General features: G+C 44.5%; 12 protein-coding genes. 10 read left to right on the top strand and 2 right to left on the bottom strand.

The window, feature by feature from the left end; translation table 11 throughout:
- The first annotated feature begins 254 nt into the window (after positions 1-254).
- From H70737_RS25805 to H70737_RS25795, 3 genes are all read left to right on the top strand, one after another.
- Entirely contained in the window at positions 255-2,219 is a 1,965-nt protein-coding gene (locus H70737_RS25805; protein WP_081951213.1) for a heavy metal translocating P-type ATPase, read from the top strand.
- 156 nt (positions 2,220-2,375) lie between these two features.
- Positions 2,376-3,317 (top strand): thioredoxin-disulfide reductase, encoded by a 942-nt coding sequence (trxB, locus tag H70737_RS25800; RefSeq protein ID WP_042191901.1) that lies wholly within the window; start codon positions 2,376-2,378, stop codon positions 3,315-3,317.
- A 69-nt stretch (positions 3,318-3,386) separates the two neighbouring features.
- Positions 3,387-3,620 carry a glutaredoxin family protein gene (locus tag H70737_RS25795; RefSeq protein ID WP_042191899.1) on the top strand — a complete coding sequence of 78 codons (234 nt, stop codon included), beginning with the start codon at positions 3,387-3,389 and terminating at the stop codon, positions 3,618-3,620.
- 266 nt (positions 3,621-3,886) lie between these two features.
- On the opposite strand, the gene H70737_RS25790 is transcribed toward H70737_RS25795, so the two are convergent.
- Together H70737_RS25790 and H70737_RS25785 are read right to left on the bottom strand one after the other, a co-directional pair.
- Positions 3,887-4,087 carry a hypothetical protein gene (locus H70737_RS25790; protein WP_042191897.1) on the bottom strand — a complete coding sequence of 67 codons (201 nt, stop codon included), beginning with the start codon at positions 4,085-4,087 and terminating at the stop codon, positions 3,887-3,889.
- 215 nt (positions 4,088-4,302) lie between these two features.
- A complete protein-coding gene (locus H70737_RS25785; protein ID WP_042191895.1) occupies positions 4,303-5,463 on the bottom strand; it encodes an ROK family transcriptional regulator in 1,161 nt (386 codons plus the stop codon).
- 376 nt (positions 5,464-5,839) lie between these two features.
- On the opposite strand from H70737_RS25785, the gene xylA reads away from it, so the two are divergent.
- The 7 genes from xylA to H70737_RS25750 all read left to right on the top strand — a co-directional run bounded on the left by xylA (position 5,840) and on the right by H70737_RS25750 (position 17,017).
- Positions 5,840-7,156: a xylose isomerase gene (gene xylA, locus H70737_RS25780; RefSeq protein WP_042131068.1), complete on the top strand. Its 1,317-nt coding sequence runs from the start codon at positions 5,840-5,842 to the stop codon at positions 7,154-7,156.
- Between the two features lie 272 nt (positions 7,157-7,428).
- A complete protein-coding gene (gene xylB, locus H70737_RS25775; protein ID WP_042191893.1) occupies positions 7,429-8,925 on the top strand; it encodes a xylulokinase in 1,497 nt (498 codons plus the stop codon).
- Positions 8,926-9,142: 217 nt separating this feature from the next.
- Positions 9,143-10,930, top strand: coding sequence for a sensor histidine kinase (locus H70737_RS25770; protein ID WP_042191891.1), 1,788 nt, complete (start codon positions 9,143-9,145; stop codon positions 10,928-10,930).
- Positions 10,927-12,468 carry a response regulator transcription factor gene (locus tag H70737_RS25765; protein WP_042191888.1) on the top strand — a complete coding sequence of 514 codons (1,542 nt, stop codon included), beginning with the start codon at positions 10,927-10,929 and terminating at the stop codon, positions 12,466-12,468. Before H70737_RS25770 ends, H70737_RS25765 begins: the two co-directional genes overlap by 4 nt.
- A gap of 738 nt (positions 12,469-13,206) precedes the next feature.
- Positions 13,207-14,142 carry an ABC transporter permease gene (locus H70737_RS25760; RefSeq protein ID WP_231573511.1) on the top strand — a complete coding sequence of 312 codons (936 nt, stop codon included), beginning with the start codon at positions 13,207-13,209 and terminating at the stop codon, positions 14,140-14,142.
- 65 nt (positions 14,143-14,207) lie between these two features.
- A complete protein-coding gene (locus H70737_RS25755; protein ID WP_042191881.1) occupies positions 14,208-15,113 on the top strand; it encodes a carbohydrate ABC transporter permease in 906 nt (301 codons plus the stop codon).
- 146 nt (positions 15,114-15,259) lie between these two features.
- Positions 15,260-17,017: an ABC transporter substrate-binding protein gene (locus tag H70737_RS25750; RefSeq protein WP_076285489.1), complete on the top strand. Its 1,758-nt coding sequence runs from the start codon at positions 15,260-15,262 to the stop codon at positions 17,015-17,017.
- Positions 17,018-17,045 lie beyond the last annotated feature (28 nt).

The following is a 17,045-nucleotide window of genomic DNA, read 5'->3' as shown; positions in this document are numbered from 1 at the left end:
TCAATCATGCTGTCCCGGCTAAGCCGGGGCAGCATGTGTCATTTTAGGGGTCTTAATAATGGCTCTCATTCTCACTTGGCAGAAGCAAAACTCCACAAAACAGAGCGTATGCTCACGAACTAAGTTTTGTTTCGAAGAAAAACCAATGAAGTTAGGCTCCACAAAACAAAGCGTATGCTCACGAAGCAAGTTTTGTTGCGAAGTAGAGTCAATGAAGTAAAGCTCCACAAAAACTTTAAAGGACGGCGATTATTATGCAAGTAACATCAAAACATTTACCTAAACAAAAATCAATCTCTGGCAGCATGAAGAAGCCAGGCGCTCCAAAGCGCCGGTTCGATCCGCGTGCCATGCTCAGCAATTCTGAAATGCAGGCTGCTCTGGGCAGCGGACTGCTTATGCTTTTTGCTTGGTCAGTTAGTGGATGGTCAGAAATTCTTTCCATAGCGCTCTATGTCATTTCTTATACGATTGGTGGCTGGAACAAGGCAAAAGAAGGCGTAGAAACGCTCGTCAAAGAACGAGATCTCGATGTGAACCTATTAATGATTGCAGCCGCACTAGGCGCAGCTTCCATTGGATACTGGAATGAAGGTGCTATGCTTATTTTCATTTTTGCACTTAGTGGAGCATTAGAGAGTTATACGATGGAACGTAGTAAAAAGGATATTTCCTCGCTGATGGCACTCAAACCGGCTACGGCTATGCGCATTGAAAAAGGAAGTATGAATGAGGTTAATATTGACCAGTTGGTGATCGGAGATCTGCTGCTTGTGCGCCCGGGAGATTTAATTCCGGCAGACGGCAAGGTATATCGGGGGGAATCGGCAGTAGATCAGGCTTCCATTACGGGAGAATCGGTTCCTGTAGAGAAATGTGCCGGTAGTGAAGTTTTTGCAGGCACTGTGAATGGAGAAGGCCCCCTTTATATTGAGGTAACGAAAGCAGCTGAGAACACCCTTTTTGCTAAAATAATCAAAATGGTAGAAGAGGCAGAGACGGAAGTTCCTAACTCGCAGCGTTTTATTAAAAGACTAGAAGCCATCTATGCACGGGTTGTCGTAGCCTCGACAGTGGCATTGATTATTCTTCCACCGTTTTTGCTGGACTGGAGCTGGAGCGCAACCTTCTATAAAGCGATGGTCTTTCTAGTAGTAGCATCACCTTGCGCTCTGGTCTCTTCCATTATGCCAGCGATGTTGTCAGCCATCTCCAAAAGTGCGCGAAAAGGGGTTCTGTTTAAAGGCGGGGTCCATCTGGAAAATATGGCACGCACAACGGTTGTAGCATTCGATAAGACAGGGACACTTACAGAGGGAACTCCTCAGGTAACTGATTTTATTGCAGGTGAAGGCTACAGTCGGCAAGAGTTGCTAACGGTTAGCGCATCCATTGAGCATATGTCCCGTCATCCACTGGCGGAAGCGATTGTGCGTAAAGCGGAAGAGGAAGGTTTAGCGCTACAGGGAGTAGAAGACAGTAAGACCATCACAGGCTGGGGGATTGAAGGTCAAATCGACGGACATCTCTGGAGAATAGGGAAGTCTAATTTGCTCGATGAGCTGACTCCATCTGCTATGAATCCTGAACTAGAGCATTGGAAACTTAAGCGGCAGCAGTTGGCTGAAGAAGGGAAGACCGTCTCCATCATTCTGGACGGCGAGCAAATTGCCGGAATGATTGCTTTACAGGATACGGTTCGCCCACAAGCAGAAGCCGCAGTACGGAAGCTGCAGGAGCTTGGGATTAAGGTGGCAATGCTTACGGGTGACCGTGACGCTACAGCTCAGGTTATTGCAGGTACAACTGGAGTGGATATGGTATTTGCCGATCTATTACCGGAGGATAAAGTGAAGCATATCAAAGCACTACGTGAAAAGTATGGTCACGTTGTTATGGTTGGTGATGGTGTGAATGATGCACCTGCTTTGGCGACAGCAACCGTAGGCATGGGGATGGGTATGAAAGGAAGCGGCGCAGCACTTGAAATAGCCGATGTAGTGCTTATGAATGATAATATAGAAGAGATCGCTTCAACCATATCATTGGCGCGTCGTTCGCAGCGTATTGTGAAGCAAAATATGATTTTTGCTGTGACTGTGATTGCAGTGCTTATGATCAGCAACTTTGTGCAAGGGATCGCACTTCCTTTTGGCGTGATAGGGCATGAAGGCAGTACGATATTAGTGATTCTAAATGGACTAAGATTATTGCGATAATATTTTTTGAAATTAAATTGTTCACAAAATAGTTTCGGAACTTGGGAGTCTGGCATATTGACATATTTGCTTTCAGTTATCATAATTAACACTACATTATAATTATTTTAAATAAGAAGCGACGTCATTGCCGTTTAGCTCAAGGAGGACATAGATATGTATAAATCAATAATTGTTGGTACTGGACCGGCAGGATTAACCGCCGCTATCTATTTGGCTCGTGCCAATTTGAACCCACTAGTCATCGAAGGACCTCAACCCGGTGGACAATTAACCACAACTACAGAAGTGGAGAATTTCCCTGGATTTCCTGAAGGAATCATGGGCCCTGATTTGATGGATAATATGCGTAAACAAGCTGAACGTTTTGGTGCAGAATTCCGTACGGGCTGGGTGAACAGTGTAGAACTTGGAGAGCGCCCTTTTAAGCTGAATGTTGAAGGAATGGGTGTTCTTACTACAGATACATTGATCATTTCCACAGGCGCTACAGCAAAATACCTCGGTATCCCAGGGGAGCAAGATAACGTAGGACGCGGTGTGAGCACCTGCGCTACCTGTGACGGATTTTTCTTCCGTAATAAAGAGATCGTGGTTGTTGGTGGCGGAGATTCCGCACTTGAGGAAGCGGGTTTCTTGACTCGTTTTGCTTCCAAAGTGACTTTGGTGCACCGTCGTGGAGAATTGCGTGCTTCGAAGATCATGCAGGATCGTGTACGCGCTAATGTTAAAGTAGACTGGAACTTGAACCGTACTCCTCTGGAAGTGACTTCGAGCGAAAGAGGCGTCAATGGACTAAAAGTGCTTAACAATGAGACTGGTGAAGAAGAAATCATCGAAGCAAGCGGCGTGTTTGTTGCGATTGGCCACCACCCTAATACCTCTTTCTTAGGTGGACAGATCACAACCAATGCGGATGGCTATATCATGACGAACCCAGGCACTTCCGAAACTAATATCCCAGGTGTGTTCGCATGTGGTGATGTACAGGATACTCGTTACAGACAAGCGATTACTGCAGCAGGTAGTGGATGTATGGCAGCTATGGATGCTGAGAAATATATCGAAAGCTTGGAGCACAGTGCAGTTATTCTATAATTTGGTTTGAAAAACCCTCATTGCTACAATTGATATCATCACTGTATATCTTTTATAGGAGGTCATACCATGGAGAATGTAATTGTATATACCTCAACAAATTGCCCGCATTGCCGTCAGGTGAAGAGCTTTTTAAGCGAAAAAGGCGTATCCTACGAAGAACGCAATGTCGAGCAGAACGATGATTTTGCGCAGCAAGTATGGGACATGGGAGTGAGGGCTATTCCTGTAACTGTAATCGGTGAGCATAAAATTGTTGGCATGAACAAAACTCAGTTCGACAAAGCACTCGCGACTGTTTAAAAATATAAGAATTTATATGCTGCACAACTATAATATCCTTATATTTCTACGAGGAACCGATGTCGTCTTAATAGGACGATAAAGTCGTTTCTTCTTGTTAAATAAGATTTCCGTAAGGAAATTGTAATGGGCCGCTTCCGATCAGGAGGCGGTCTTTTTTGAAATATAAGAAAGTATAAAATGCTTGCGAGCTTTAAGCATACAAAAAATAGTCTGACGCATCTGTGCGCAGACTATTTTTATGAAAGTAGATCTAGAAGTAGAGTTTAGGTTTGAGTGAAAGATGTAATGAGCTGAAATAGTACGTATACAGCAGCGCCGCTGCCAATAAGAATAAATCCTGATTTCTTTTTAGCTTGAAAAAAACGGAGCACGCCGAGGCTGATCAAAGGGGCAATAATGAGCAGAAAAAGCAACACAGTGATGAACATCTGTGCCGAGATATCAGACGTATCAACATAGGTCATGGACTCGCTCTCCATTTCAAAAAAGGGGTTGTAGTGATAAATGTCACACTAGCTTGACCTTTATTATATAGGATTTCTGTTCTTTTTACTGCACTTTTGATTCACTCAAATGCGTCAATTTTACGTCAATTATTTCAAAATATAAGAATGTATATGTTCCACGCTATAAATTATTCTTATATTTCTCACATAAACGCTTCGCTTACCGTTATGGATTATAGGGTCACCCGAATATCGCCCAGGAAATGCATAACAGCAGAGAAACCTGCGCCGATCATCGTTCCACGGCTGCCGAGCTTAGAGAATGTAATTTCGAGTTGCTGCTTATGGTAAGGAAGAGTACGCTCAGCTACAACCCGGCGCAGCGGTTTGCCTAGCCATTCTTCAGCCTCAGACAATGCCCCACCGATCACAATAAGCTCTGGATTGAAGCTATTGATTAGATTGGTCACCCCGATACCGAGATATTCACCCATCGTTGAGAAGTGATGCAGGGCGTCTTCTTGCCCGCCGGCTGCATAGCGAACCAGCTCTGGCGTAGTATGGGCAGGGAGGGAGAGATCGGGATTATCATAAGTTTTCTCAGAGGCATATAACTCCCAACAGCCACGACTCCCGCAACTGCAAGGCTTGCCTTGGGCTTCAATCGTCATATGTCCGGTTTCGCCGGCATATCCTCTTGCACCCTTGTATAGTTCTCCACCAATAATAATTCCAGATCCGATCCCTGATCCCGCACTGATGTAAAGGAGATGCCTTACCTCTCGTGCCGCTCCAAAGTTGAGTTCACCCTGTGCACCCGCGTTCGCTTCGTTATCAATGGTGACAGGAACGGAAAATTCAGCTTCGAGGATCGCTCGCAGCTCGACCATTTCCCAGCCAAGGTTGGGAGCGAAGAGTACAACACCATTTTCATCCACCATCCCGGGGACACCTACTCCGATGCCGACGATGCCGTAAGGGGATTCTGGAGCGTTGATAATCAAGCCTGAGATAAGTTTTTTCATTTGTTCCAGAACGTAAGGGAAATCATGGTTTTCTAAAGAAAAATCGCTTTCGTAAAGAATGCCCCCGCTCAGATCACATAAGACCGCTGTTAGCTGCTTTACCCGTAATTCTATGCCGATTACACTACCAGCCATCGTGTTAAAATGCAGCATTAACGGTTTGCGGCCACCGCTTGATTCCCCAGGTCCAACTTCAGTTACCAATTCTTGCGTGCACAGCTCGGCTACCAAATTGGACACAGTAGCTTTATTCAGTCCGGTCATCTCTGAGACCTTCGCGCGCGAGAGTGGAGAGTGTCTTCGAATGGTATGTAGTACAATCGATTTATTTATTTTTTTGACCAGCGCTTGGTCTCCAGTAACCTTCACAAATCACACATCCTTCTTAAATTATAAGAAAGTATAAGCTTCACGGTATACTTTCTCCTTATAATTCTCGCATAAACGCTTACCGTCCTTAAAAGGACGCTAAAGGCATTTTAGCTTGGCATAGTTCCCATTTGTTGTATGCCACTTAGTCTAGAGTGATGTGCTGCAAATTGCAATACGTAGCGTCCAGAGGAAATTTTCCAACAGGGATCTCCTATATTGGGGAAGAGGAGAGAGGAGGCTAGACAGGGTCCCAAAAAATGGTCATAAAAAACTTATCAAAACTTTGTTTAACCAATATACAAAGTCCAAAAGATGTGTTAAGATGATCCTGTAAACGCTTGCGGGCGAAGCACAAATTGAGGAGGATTACACAATGGCTTATTTTGAGACAGTGAACAAAATCTCTTACGAGGGAAGCCGTTCCACCAACCCTTTCGCATTTAAATTTTACAATCCTAAAGAAGTCGTAGCCGGCAAAACTATGGAAGAACATCTGAAATTTGCAATGGCTTATTGGCATACATTAACTGCTGGCGGTTCTGATCCGTTTGGCGCTGAAACAGCAATTCGCAGCTGGAACAAATTGAACGGTCTGGACAAAGCTAAGGCTCGCGCTGAAGCAGCATTTGAATTTATGGACAAGATGGATCTGCCTTACTTCTGCTTCCATGATGTAGATATCGCACCTGAAGGCGCATCTTTGCGTGAATTCTACAGCAACATCGACACTATCGTTGATATCCTTGAACAAGGCATGAAGACTTCCGGCAAGAAATTGTTGTGGAATACAGCTAATATGTTCACTAACCCACGTTACATGCACGGTGCAGGTTCTACACCTAACGCTGATGTTTTCGCACATGCAGCAGCACAAGTGAAGAAAGGTCTGGAAGTTGGTAAACGTCTGGGCGCTAGCAACTATGTATTCTGGGGCGGTCGTGAGGGTTACGAAGAATTGCTGAATACAGATATGGGTCTTGAACAAGACAACATTGCTCGTCTGTTCAGCATGGCTGTAGATTACGCTAAGGAAATCGGCTTTGACGGTCAATTCCTGATCGAGCCTAAACCAAAAGAGCCTACGAAACATCAATATGATTTCGATGCAGCAACAACGATCTCTTTCTTACAAAAATACAATCTCGACAAGCACTTCAAGCTGAACCTTGAAGCTAACCATGCTACGCTTGCAGGTCATACTTTTGAACATGAGCTTCGTGTAGCTCGTATCAACGGCATGCTCGGATCGCTTGATGCTAACCAAGGTGATACATTGCTCGGATGGGATACAGATGAATTCCCAGTTAACATCTACGATGCAACACTTACACTGTATGAAGTACTCAAGAATGATGGTCTTGGCAAAGGCGGAATCAACTTTGACTCTAAAGTACGTCGTCCTTCCTTTGAGCCTGAGGATCTGTTCCTAGCACATATCGCTGGTATGGATACTTATGCAAAAGGCTTGAAAGTAGCTGCTAAATTGATCGAAGATCGCGTATTCGAAGATTTCGTTGAAAAACGTTACAGCAGCTTCAATGAAGGCGTTGGTGCGGACATCGTATCCGGCAAAGCAACTTTGGCTTCCTTGGCTGAATATGCTTTGAACAATGAGAACCCACGTCCTAACCAATCCGGACGCCAAGAATACTTGAGAGCTACCCTTAACCAATACATCTTGGCTGAGTAGTCTTTACAGGGACCTTGAAGCTTAGGCTTTGAATCCAGTTTGAACAAATGCAACGGGGGTTGCTGAAGAGAGCATTCTTCGGCAGCCCCCTTTTTGTACAAAGATATTCTAGAAACGCTCATAAAACTAAGTGGATGCTTACGAAGTAAGTTTTACTCGAAGTAATTCAATGAAGCTTATGCTCATAAAACTAAGCAGGATGCTTTCGAAGTAAGTTTTATTGCGAAGAGAATCAAGTAGCTAAGCTCCATAAAACTTTTAGGAGGTAAAAAATGAAATACGTTATTGGTGTAGATTTGGGCACTAGCGCAGTGAAGACTGTTCTAGTGGACCCACAGGGCAAGGTGGCTTTTGAGCATTCCGAGTCCTACCCGCTAAGCAGACCGCAGCCGAACTGGAGCGAACAAAATCCTGAGGACTGGGTAAAAGGTACGCTGGTCAGTCTTCGTCGTTTGATTGAAGTATCGGGCATAGATCCATCACAAGTTGATGGTCTTAGCTTCTCCGGGCAAATGCACGGATTGGTACTAGTGGATAAGGAAGGGCAAGTGCTTCGTCCGGCCATTCTTTGGAATGATACTCGTACTACTGCACAGTGCAGAAGAATTGAGAAGACGCTCGGAGCAAAGCTTATTGAGGTTGCTAGAAACCGTGCGCTGGAAGGCTTCACACTTCCTAAAATTCTATGGATACAAGAGAATGAACCTGAGGTATTATCACAAGCGCATCAGTTCCTGTTGCCAAAAGACTATGTCCGTCTCCGGTTGACCGGTGATTATGCGATGGATTATTCCGATGCTGCAGGAACGCTTCTATTAGATGTAGGTTCTAAAACGTGGAGTGCTGAAATTGCTGAAGCTTTTGAACTGCCGCTTTCCCTTTGTCCTAGACTGGTAGAGTCCTTTGAACAGACAGGAACGTTATTGCCGGATATTGCGGAAGCATCAGGTCTTTTATCATCAACAAAGGTATTTGCTGGTGGTGCGGATAATGCATGTGGAGCACTTGGGGCAGGTGTCCTTGGTGAAGGTCGGACGATGTGCAGTATTGGTACATCTGGTGTAGTTCTTTCCTATGAGAGCAACAAAGATTTAAATCTCGAAGGCAAAGTCCATTTCTTCAACCATGGTGAAAAAGATGCCTACTATATCATGGGCGTTACTCTAGCGGCTGGTCATAGCCTTACATGGTTCAAAGAAACCTTTGCGGCAGACAAAAGCTTTGATGAATTGCTAAGTGGAGTAGCTTCCATTCCAGCGGGTAGCGGCGGACTGCTCTTTACACCTTATATCGTAGGGGAACGTACACCTCATCCAGATGCGAATATTCGCGGAAGCTTTATTGGTATGGATTCAGGGCATACGTTGACTCATTTTACACGTTCTGTATTAGAAGGCATCACCTTTTCGCTACGTGAATCTATTGAGATTGTACGTGATTCAGGCAAAGAGATTACAGAAATCATTGCGATCGGTGGCGGGGCTAAAAATGAGGCATGGCTCCAGATGCAAGCAGATATTTTCAATGCATCCATCGTGAAGCTTGAAAGTGAGCAGGGTCCGGCTATGGGAGCAGCGATGTTGGCAGCTTACGGTAGCGGCTGGTTCACTTCTCTTAGTGCATGTGCAGAAGCTTTCATCCGTCCTGCGGATGTGTATAAACCAGATCCGAAGCAAGCGGCGATCTATGACGGTTTATTTAACCTCTATCAGGAAGTCTACGGTCAGACCCGTGAACTGAATAACAAGCTGGCAGCGTACCGCCAATAATTAAGGACGCCGAAGGGTTTATGCTTGATATGTCTGATAAAAAAGGTCTTTCGCATATGGCGAAGGACCTTTTTATGACTATCTCGTTTATTGATCTGAGGATAGGCTGTATTCGTAGTTGTTGCCGTTCCTATTTTTCTTCTGTAAAGTATGGGGTATCTCCAGGGCAGCGTTAAACTCTGCATGAGATAGTGAAGGTTTCGGGGGGCGGAAGGCCATGTTCCAATGGATTGTTAAGCTGTTGAATGACATCAAAATCCGCAATAAGCTGTTGCTTGCTTTTTTACTCACTACGTTACTTCCGGTATTACTGGTAGGCGGTTATCTTACGTTTGAGATGAGGACCATGGCGTTTCAGAGCGCACTGGAACAAGCTTCAATCAACGTAGATCGGGTAAAGAAAAGAACAGAAGAAGTCATCGGTGTATCTCAGGATATCGCATATCGCTTGAGCAATGATGCACGGTTGAAGAGACTTGCCATACGTCAGTATGTTAGCACTTATGATGTGGTGGAAGCTTACCGCGATTATTCGGATATGCGTGAGTATCTAAGGTTGTATAAAGATATATCCAACATTCGCTTATACACTGACAACGCTACGCTGCTTAACAACTGGGAGCTGATCAATCCATCACCTGAGATTAAAGAGAGCCAGTGGTATCAGAGAGCACAGCGGTACGATAGTCTTGTCGGTTGGGAATATATCGAAGATGAGCGTGATAAGCGGAATTATTTAAGTCTTGTCCGCAAAATCGAGCTGGAGGGCTCCAGTAAGATCGGTGTACTCGTTATTAATGTGAACAGTCAGCAGCTTGCATCCATTCTAAGCCAGGAATCTTTTGATACCATGATCGTCGATGATCAAGACAATATCATTGCAGCGAACCGGAAAGATCGGACAGGTAAAAAGCTGGTGGATGTTTCTTTTGACACGAAGCTCTTGGGGCAGGGAAGTGGAAGCTATGAAGCAGTAGTAGATGGTGAAGCTTCCAAAATTGTGATCGAGGAGCTTAAACCACAAGCCAGCCGAAATGCACTACGAATTATATCTGTTTTTTCGATTGAAAGTATAGTTAAAGAACCCAATCAAGTGATTAAGCTTTCGATTACTGTGGTTGCGATAAGTGTTCTATTGGCCTTTTTAATTATATATAGCTTCTCCTCTTTGTTTTCACGACGATTGCTGCATTTAAGCAGACATATTAACCGAGTCAGTACTGGGGATTTTGATACGACATTAAAGATTGATGGCAAGGATGAAATCGCCCTGTTAGCTCGTCAATTCAATTCCATGGTACGCAGCATTAATGATTTGATGTATGAGGTGCAGGAATCCAATGCACAGAATAGTCTGCTGGAACAGAAACAAAATGATATACGATTCAAAATGCTGGCCAGCCAGATTAACCCGCATTTCTTATTCAATGCACTAGAGGCGATTCGGATGGAAGCTCACATGAAGGGGCAAGTGGAAATTGCCCGTGTGGTACGTCTTCTAGGTAAAATGATGCGCAGTAACCTGGAGGTAGGCCGAAGTAAAATTTTGCTTAGTCAGGAATTAGAAGTGGTACGTTGTTACTTGGATATTCAGCAATTCCGTTATGAGGAGAGGTTGAAATATCAATTTACTGTAGACCCTGCCGTTGAATCTCTTTATATGCCCCCGCTTCTTATTCAGCCACTTGTTGAGAACGCAGTAATCCACGGACTGGATAATAAGATGGAAGGTGCATTTGTGACGGTGGAAGTTGTACAAGTTGGGGATCATGCTAAATTTACGATTACAGATAACGGAGTAGGAATATCTCCAATTCAGCTGGAGGAATTACTGAACACGCTTGAGCGTAAGGAAGAGCGTGAAGGTGAGCGAATTGGACTTCGTAATGTACATGACCGGCTAAAACTATCCTACGGCGCAGAATGTGGGCTAACGATTGAAAGTAGACCTAATGTAGGAACGGTTATTTTCTTCTGCATACCAATGGAGGACAACAATCTATGATAAAAGTGATGATTGTCGATGATGAGCCGAAGCTACGGGAAGGACTTCGAAGTCTGATCCCATGGGAGAAGCTCGGTTATACGGTGGTAGCTACAGCAGCTAATGGCTTGCAAGCACTTGAAAAGTATCATACCTTCTACCCGGAGCTGATCGTTGCTGATATTCGTATGCCTGGAATGGATGGTCTGGAAATGATTAGTGAGCTTCGCAAAGAAGGCTCAGAAAGTCATGTACTCATTTTGAGTGGACATGCTGATTTTGAATATGCTAAGCGGGCGATTAGTTATCGGATCGACGGCTATTTGCTGAAGCCAGTGGATGAGGATGAAATGATCGTATGTCTGGAACAGCTACATGAAACGATTGAGCAGGAGCAGCGGTTCAGTGACTGGAATGAGGAGGAGCCCGCTCGCAATAGGGAAACTTTACTCCGAGCGCTTCTACAGCCAACCTCAGAGGAAGAACTGGAGGAGGACCTTAGCAGACATGTGGATGCGCTAGGACTCGATCAGGGAAATTATGAAGTCATTCTCATTGAGTTAAGAAAAACAGCTGGTGCAAATGATGAGGATCTCCGGGGAATCAAAACAGTAATGGAACAGCATTTTAGTAATCATCCTAGTGCATCATTCTTTACATTGTCACAGTATTTGGGCATTCTCATGAAGGATCCGGACCAGAGCGCGAGCAAGCGGGAAGAATTATATAAGGGATTATCTGCAGTGATAGAACCAAAGGGTTACGACTTCATTGCAGTAGCGGGGGGACTAGTACCTCGACCTGAAATGGTGGGAGAATCGTTTAATTCAGCACGTGAACTGTTAAGACGTTCCTTCTTCTTCAAAAAGGGGATCATCATCAGTACAGATCCTTCAGGATTTCTGATGGAGATGAAGGAGAAGACTGAAGACGCGCAAGAGACAGAGAGTCGTCTGCTGCTTGCGGTAGAGACGGGAAGTCTTGGCGCGATTCGACCGATAGTGCTGACTATCTGTGCTGAACTTATATCTGCGGGCAGTGATGAATTGCGAATTAAAGAGACCTTTGTGAGACTCCTTAGTACTGTTCTGGCTCGTCTGGAGCCTACGTATCCGGAAATTCGCACCTATGCAGCAGAGCATTCCCCTCCAATAGGGGAGCTTTATCAAAGTTATTATTTGTCTGATTTGCAGGATCAGGCTGTCTCATTTCTCGAAGAAATTGCGGGCCAGATGACCAGTGGTCGTGGAAATGAAATTAAGAAAATTACAGAAATAATCAACCGTCGCTACAATGAGAACCTAAAGCTAGAGACCTTATCCGAGTTATTCTGCTACAACAGCGCTTATCTCGGTAAAATGTTCAAGAACACCACAGGAGAATACTTCAATACGTACGTGGATAAAGTGCGGATTGAGAAGGCTAAGGAATTTCTGACGCAAGGGATGAAAGTATACGAGGTGGCCGAGAAGGTAGGGTATATGAACCCTGATTATTTCAACGCTAAGTTCCGTAAATATGTAGGAATCTCACCAACTTCTTATCGAAAAAGCATCTAAGGATAGTGTGGTGTTCTTGTTTGATATACCTGCGGCTGTGGATCAGATGTTTTTCTGAACCACAGCCCGCAGGTCTTTTTTTTCTACTCCCACCAAATGTACGTGGTGAAGTATTAATGTAGTTAAATAGACACCTGCTTAAGCTTATGCGGGTGGAGGGCTAATGCATTTTCTTTAGAATCAGGGTTCTAAACATCTGCTGGTAAAGGAGCAAAGAGGAATCTTTGGAACTGTAGAAGCGCTGATAGCTTCTAATTTTAAATTGGCGACTGGTAGAAGAACGTAGCGGAATCTTTGGAACTGTAGAAGCGGAGCGTTCGCCTTTATCCTCGGATTTCTACCGCGAGAAGCGGTTCAAATCAGGAAATCTGAGGATAACAGCGATCGGAAGTCCAAATATTCCGCGTAGTGGCTGGTTACCAGAAGCCTAGTTAGAAATTTCGAAGAACCAGCGATCAAAAGTTCGAACATTCCTCGTAGTGACTAATATCCAGCAAGCAAAGTGTTTTTAGGAGTCCAATTCAAAGAATAATGTAGACGCCAGCAGCATTAGCCCCCCCTGTGTCGATGAGCCGAAATGAGAATTCACCCCGGACAAAAATCTCTAATTTTCACCTGATTTTAAGTCGAATTTATAGGGTACTGCAATCGCTTACAAAGTTTTAGAATTAAGGCATAGAGAGGAGGGGCTTTATGAAAGCGGACACAGTAACTGCTCAAATCCCGCCGGACACCCGAATGCGCAACAAAAAGCCTGCTTCAGGAGGACGGTTTTGGAGAAGCTTTAAGAATCAAAAGTATTTGTGGCTGATGTCGATACCTTTTGTAATCTGGGCATTCGTCTTCAGTTATCTCCCATTATGGGGCTGGACGATGGCTTTTCAAAAGTACAAGCCCGCACGTGGCTTTTTTGAACAAGAATGGGTAGGTTTTGAACACTTTAAGACATTGTTCAGTGACTCGCAATTCCTTCTGGCGCTGCGTAACACGCTGGCGATGAGCGGAATGGGCTTGGTCGCAGGCTTTATCTTTCCGATAACGTTTGCAATATTGCTCAATGAATTGCGTCTTGGATTTTTTAAACGTTTTGCTCAGACCGTCTCGTATTTGCCTCACTTTGTATCATGGGTGGTTGCAGCGGGAATTGTAACTAAAATGTTATCTAGCGAAAATGGTCTTGTAAACGATCTCTTGTTAACAATTGGATTTATAGACTCACCTATACAGTTCATGGCTCAGGGCCATCTCTTCTGGGGAATCGTTACTTTATCAGATGTGTGGAAAGAAACCGGATGGAATGCGATCATCTACCTTGCAGCCATCTCGGGTATTGGACCTGAACTGTACGAAGCGGCTCGAGTGGACGGTGCCAGCAGGCTCCGCCAGGTATGGCATATTACTCTTCCTGGTATCCGGCCGACCATTACAGTGCTACTCATTATGTCGATTGGTAATTTGCTGAATATCGGCTTTGAGAAACAATTCTTGCTTGGAAATAACCTCGTTACCGACTACTCTCAGGTGCTGGATCTGTACTCTCTGAAATACGGACTAGGCATGGCGAGATATTCCTACGGTACCGCGATCAATATATTCAACTCAGTGATCAGTGTAATCCTGCTGTTTACGATTAATGGAATCTTCAAGCGTACAACTAAAGAGAGCCTTCTGTAACACAGAAGGCCCTTCTACCAATCGTGGCTGCAATATTGCCCTTTTCATGAAAGGAGAGCGTTACAGTGGGAAACACAGCTATCACCGGAAAGTCGTGGTCAGACCGGATCTTTGACTTCATAGTGTACTTTGTAATACTGTTCGTGGTTGTAATTACGATCTATCCGTTTCTGAATGTGCTTGCTATCTCGCTGAATGATTCAGTGGATAGTGTGCGCGGCGGCATCACCATTTATCCTCGGGAATTTACCTGGGACAATTACTTAAAAATCTTCAGTTTCGCAGGGCTGATCACCGGGTTTAAAATATCCGCTTTGCGGACAGTCGTCGGTACTTTGTTCGGTCTGATCAGTGCCTCGATGCTAGCATTTACGATCAGCCGTCCTGATTTTGCAGGCCGCAAGTTCGTCTCCACGTTCTTGGCGATGACCATGTATATCTCTGGAGGAATGATTCCAATATACATGCTAATCAAGGATCTCCATATGATGAACAGCTTTGCAGTCTATGTATTACCTGGACTGGTTAGTGCCTTTAACGTCTTCGTCATCCGCTCCTTCATTGACGGACTGCCGTATGCACTGCAGGAATCGGCGAAGCTGGATGGAGCGAATGATTTTACCATTTACTGGCGTGTCATCCTGCCGCTGATGAAGCCCGCCCTAGCAACAATCGCACTGTTCCTAGCGGTAGGTCAATGGAATGCATGGTTTGATACGTATTTGTATAATGGTTCAAGTCCTCATCTGACAACATTGCAATATGAACTGATGAAGGTTCTGCAGAGTACAACCAGTGGTAATGGTGGCGATTACCGCTCCAACATTGCTTCTCTAGCTTCGAATCAGGTCTCGCCAGAGTCTATCAAGATGGCGATTACGATTGTCGTAACCGTGCCAATTTTGTTGGTGTATCCGTTCATTCAGAAATATTTTGTTCAAGGTATGACACTTGGCGCTGTGAAGAGTTAATCACAGCTAATAGGGGAGCATAGTCTCCCCTAAGCTTTAAGAGTGTTTTGTATCCGTTTTCTTTTCTTGTGGGAAGTTTTGGGATAAGTATTAACAGGATTTATCTGTGATACGATAGATAAACAATTTTAAGGAGGGTTTATGTAATGGGGAATAATAGAAAAATAAAAGCTAAAGCAACTGCACTTACACTTACTTCTATTATGATGCTCGGCATGCTCGCAGGTTGTGGTGGAAACAACGGCAATAACGCAGCTGGAGATGCAGCTGGAAATGCAACAAATAAGGGGAATGCGGCTAATTCAGCCAATGCGGTTGAGGATACTTCTCCGCTCACGATGACTTTCTTCAGTGCTGACCCTAACCCGAACTGGACAGGCATGCAAGATGAAGTAGGCAAAGTGATTACGGAAAAAACGGGAGTTACCTTGAATGCTGAATACGCGGTTGGTGACCCTGCTCAGAAAGTAGCGTTGATCGCAGCAAGCGGTGATTATCCGGATCTGATCAGTGCCAAGACCGACGTAAGCAAGCTGGTGGATGCAGGCGCAATGCTTGATCTGACAGATCTGATTGAAAAATATGCTCCGAACATCAAAAAAGTATTAGGCGAAGAAGGCATGAAACGCTCACGCTATAGTGACGATGACCACGCGATCTATGCTATTCCTACGTATGCAGGTGTGGATAACAAATACTTTGATGCTGGCGGCGGATTTGAACTACAGCACCGTGCTGTTAAAGAAGCGGGATATCCTGCAATTAAAACTGTCCAAGATTATGAGAACGTAATCAAGGCTTACCTGGAAAAACATCCAACGGATGAAAATGGTAACAAAAACATCGGTCTGACCCTAAATGCAGATGATTGGTACATGTACATTACAGTAACTAACCCAGCATTCACTACTACAGGCTCTCCTGATGATGGAGAATATGCAATTGATATCGACACACAAGAAGTAACTTATCACTTCCGTCGTCCTGCTGAGAAAGAATATTTCCGCTGGCTCAACCATATGAACGATATCGGATTGCTTGACCCGGAAAGCTTCGTTCAAAAGTATGATCAGTACAAAGCTAAAATCGCTACCGGCCGTGTTATTGGTTTGATCGACCAAGACTGGGGTTATGGCGATGGAGAAAGAGCATTGAAAGCTGAAGGTAAGCTGGATCAAGGATACGGACACTATCCAGTAACCCTGTCTGAAGAGTACAAAGAAACTTCCTTCTGGCCTACAGGCTTTATGGGTGGTAACGGCATTGGGATCAGTGTAGATGCTAAAGATCCGGTACGTGCAATTAAATTCTTGGACTACTTAGCTTCCGATGAAGGTCAAGTATTGGTTAACTGGGGTATCGAAGGCAAGCATTACAACGTAGTTGACGGCAAACGCGTCATTCCTGAAGATGTGAACAACCGTAAATATAATGACACTACCAATTTCCAAAAAGAAACAGGACTTGGCAATGTCGGATCAAACTACGCTCTGCTTAGCGCTCACTATGGTGACGGTGTATTGGATCCAACTGGAAACTACTATACCACTCGTTTCCCTGAGCAAGTAACAGTAGGCTACAATGCAGTTGAAAAAGAAACACTTGCTGCTTATAAAGCAACAACTTGGAAAGACCTCTTCCCAAATGAAGATGAATTCAAAGTTAAACCTTGGGGCGCGGCATGGAACATCACGATTCCTGGGGATAGCGAAATTGTCGTTCTCGACAACAAGCTGAAGGATATCAGTTGGAAACGGATTCCTGAAGCCATCTTGTCCAAACCAGCTGATTTCGACAAAGTTTGGGATGCTTACATGGCTGAACTGGATAAAGCTGGTGTGACGAAAGCTGAAGATTTACGTGAAGAGCTGGTTAAACAACGCGTGAAACTTTGGAATGAGTAATTATTCCTGGAACACGGCTAATAAAATA

The sequence above is a fragment of the Paenibacillus sp. FSL H7-0737 genome, assembly GCF_000758545.1.
Lineage (GTDB): Bacteria > Bacillota > Bacilli > Paenibacillales > Paenibacillaceae > Paenibacillus_AQ.
This window is presented reverse-complemented; position numbering and strand designations above follow the sequence as displayed.

What these genes read in the sequence shown, in the direction of transcription:
- H70737_RS25805 (WP_081951213.1), top strand. Translation starts at nt 255, where the DNA reads ATGCAAGTAACATCAAAACATTTACCTAAACAAAAATCAATCTCTGGC.
- trxB (WP_042191901.1), top strand. Translation starts at nt 2,376, where the DNA reads ATGTATAAATCAATAATTGTTGGTACTGGACCGGCAGGATTAACCGCC.
- H70737_RS25795 (WP_042191899.1), top strand. Translation starts at nt 3,387, where the DNA reads ATGGAGAATGTAATTGTATATACCTCAACAAATTGCCCGCATTGCCGT.
- H70737_RS25790 (WP_042191897.1), bottom strand. Translation starts at nt 4,087, where the DNA reads ATGACCTATGTTGATACGTCTGATATCTCGGCACAGATGTTCATCACT.
- xylA (WP_042131068.1), top strand. Translation starts at nt 5,840, where the DNA reads ATGGCTTATTTTGAGACAGTGAACAAAATCTCTTACGAGGGAAGCCGT.
- xylB (WP_042191893.1), top strand. Translation starts at nt 7,429, where the DNA reads ATGAAATACGTTATTGGTGTAGATTTGGGCACTAGCGCAGTGAAGACT.
- H70737_RS25770 (WP_042191891.1), top strand. Translation starts at nt 9,143, where the DNA reads ATGTTCCAATGGATTGTTAAGCTGTTGAATGACATCAAAATCCGCAAT.
- H70737_RS25765 (WP_042191888.1), top strand. Translation starts at nt 10,927, where the DNA reads ATGATAAAAGTGATGATTGTCGATGATGAGCCGAAGCTACGGGAAGGA.
- H70737_RS25760 (WP_231573511.1), top strand. Translation starts at nt 13,207, where the DNA reads ATGCGCAACAAAAAGCCTGCTTCAGGAGGACGGTTTTGGAGAAGCTTT.
- H70737_RS25750 (WP_076285489.1), top strand. Translation starts at nt 15,260, where the DNA reads ATGGGGAATAATAGAAAAATAAAAGCTAAAGCAACTGCACTTACACTT.